The sequence below is a fragment of the Ruegeria sp. CE9 genome (assembly GCF_056537425.1).
This window is the reverse complement of sequence record NZ_JBQFRO010000038.1, coordinates 1-2,675: the sequence shown is the minus strand read 5'-3', so window position 1 is coordinate 2,675 and position 2,675 is coordinate 1. Positions and strand designations below refer to the sequence as shown.

The 2,675-nt window shown below is 47.8% G+C and carries 4 protein-coding genes; all 4 read right to left on the bottom strand.

Going from position 1 to position 2,675, the window contains the following annotated elements; all coding sequences use genetic code 11:
* Positions 1 to 241: ATP-binding cassette domain-containing protein (locus ACR0B3_RS23660; protein ID WP_480811196.1), on the bottom strand; the 241-nt coding region annotated here is incomplete at its 3' end.
* Entirely contained in the window at positions 238 to 1,227 is a 990-nt protein-coding gene (locus tag ACR0B3_RS23655) for an ABC transporter ATP-binding protein (RefSeq protein WP_340255186.1), read from the bottom strand. The genes ACR0B3_RS23655 and ACR0B3_RS23660, both read right to left, overlap by 4 nt.
* Positions 1,227 to 2,165, bottom strand: coding sequence for an ABC transporter permease (locus ACR0B3_RS23650; protein WP_445322677.1), 939 nt, complete (start codon positions 2,163 to 2,165; stop codon positions 1,227 to 1,229). The genes ACR0B3_RS23655 and ACR0B3_RS23650 overlap by 1 nt, the downstream gene beginning before the upstream one ends.
* Positions 2,161 to 2,675: ABC transporter permease (locus tag ACR0B3_RS23645; protein ID WP_480811195.1), on the bottom strand; the 515-nt coding region annotated here is incomplete at its 5' end. The genes ACR0B3_RS23650 and ACR0B3_RS23645, both read right to left, overlap by 5 nt.

Sequence of the window (2,675 nt, the reverse complement as noted above, 5' to 3'; positions counted from 1 at the left end):
CATCAATTTCAATGGTCCCATCAGTTGCACTAGTTAACCCTACAACCATTTTGCCGATAGTTGATTTCCCAGAACCACTCTCACCAACTAACGCGTAAACTGAGCCTTCCTCAATTTCAAAATCTACATCTGCAACAGCCGTCAAAAAAGCCTTTGGCTCCCTTTCGACAACACGGTTCAACCAGGGCTTGGAGACATCAAAGAGGCGTCTTAACGCTTTTGCTCGGACAATCACACTCATTTTGACGACCGTAATTTAGTGTGCTGCAATGGGAACCAACATGCGGCTTGAGCATCCTCGTCTGCGATAAATGGCGAAGATCCGGTTTTACAAACTTCCTGAGCAAAATCGCATCTTGGTGAAAAGGCACAGCCTTCTGGTAAAGCTCCTAACCGCGGCATTGAACCAGGGATCTGCTTCAATCGTTTCAATCCTCTACTTGCCAACGGAGTAGAGCCCATAAGCCCATACGTATAAGGATGCTTTGGCTCAGTGAGCACATCTTGCACCGCGCCAAGCTCGGCCAACCTTCCAGCATACATGACAGCTACACGATCTGCCGCCTCAGCAATTACGCCCATGTCATGAGTAACCAACATAACCCCGACGCCACGCTCTCGGCACAACCGCTTTAAAAGTGCGATGATCTGAGCCTGAACTGACACGTCAAGTGCCGTAGTCGGCTCATCTGCGATTACTAAGTCAGGCTCAGCGCATAATGCTAAAGCTATCACCACTCGTTGCCTCATACCGCCGGAGAACTCGTGGGGATAGCTACCTATCCGCTCTCGCGCTGCAGGGATACCGACTTCTTCCAGGGCTGCGATGGCGCGCTCCTGCGCTTCTTTCTTCGAAACCGCAAGATGTTCAATGATGGTTTCGACCAGTTGCTCTCGGACAGTTAAAAGTGGGTTTAACGAAGTCAAAGGATCCTGAAAGATCATACCAATCTTTTTACCCCTGATTTTACGGAATTCAGAGGCTGATAAGTTGTGGATCGGGTTCCCTGATAATAGCACATCACCTGACACAATTCGCGCCGGCCGCTCTAACAACCCAATTACAGCGTTCCCTGTCATTGACTTTCCTGCACCGGACTCGCCAACGATACCAAGAATTTCACCTGGGAAAATGTCATAACTCACTCGATCTACTGGCCTGAGGATACCTTTCCGAGTGGGAATTTCCACAACCAGGCTCTTTATTGAGAGGACAGGTTGCACCATCAGCGTAGCCTCGGATTCAAAGCGTCACGCAACCAATCACCGATTAGATTTATCGATAGCGCGAGAGCCAAAAGAGTGATCGCAGGGAAAAACAAGATCCACCATTCTCCAGAGAACATATATTCTTGCCCGATACGAATTAGTGTTCCCAAACTCGGCTTAGTAGGCGGAGCACCCACACCCAAAAAACTCAAAGTAGCTTCGGCAATGATAGCCAAAGCCAAACTAATTGTGGCAATTACCAAAACGGGGTTAAGAACATTGGGCAGGATGTGTTTGAGCATCACCGCTAAGTTAGCTCGCCCGATGAGCTGTGCCGCTTGAACGTACTCCTTCTGCCTTTCAACCAAAGTAGCACCGCGGACCACGCGTGCAAATTGAACCCAGTCGCTCAGACCAATGGCAAGAATGAGGACCCAAATAGCTACCTGATCACGGAATTCCGCCGGCGTCACGCCTTTCGCGATACCAAAAATCAACATCGCAACCAAAATAGACGGAAAGGTGAGCTGCACGTCAGCAACCCGCATGATAACAGCATCCAGCCATCCGCCGATGTAACCCGCTAAAAGACCAAGAATTACACCCAAAATCATCGCCAGAAAAACAGCCGAGAACCCAACAAACAGAGATATTCGCATCCCAAAGAGAATGGTGGACAAGACATCACGACCCTGATCATCAGTCCCCAAAACAAAAACATCTTGTGTGAATTGGTTAGGCGTCAGTGGTCCCGTAAACCCATTCATCAAGTTTAGGGTGGCTGGGTCAAAAGGATCATAAGGCGCTAATAATGGGGCAAATATCGCTCCCATTATTAAAGACACAACCACAAAAAATGACATGATCGCCACCGGATTTTTTCTGAATGACCAACCTAAATCACTGTTTAAAGCCTGAGAAAATTTTACAAAAATCCTGGTGCGCCTCAACTCAATGCCCCCCTACGCTTCGTTCAATCCGCAAACGAGGATCAATAGCAAAATAAAGGACATCGACTATCAGATTAATTCCCACAAACATTACGGAAATCATCATCAAATAAGCAGCCATGACAGGAATATCGACAAACTGAACAGCGTTGATGAACAGCAGCCCCACGCCCGGCCATTGAAAAACAGTTTCCGTGATGATCGCAAAAGCGATGATACTACCGAGCTGGAGACCAGTTATTGTGATGACTGGCACAAGTGTATTTTTCAGAGCGTGCCGAAAATTAATTGTTTTTTCGGTCAACCCACGCGCTCGTGCAAAGCGTATATAGTCCATGCGCAATACTTCTAACATCTCAGTGCGAACTAGACGCATGATTAACGTCATTTGATAGAGACCAAGCGTAATGGCAGGAAGAATTAATGCTTTTAAACCACTGGCTGTTAGGAAACCTGTGGTCCATCCCCCGAGGTCAACGACCTCACCACGGCCAAAACTTGGAAGCCAACCAAGCT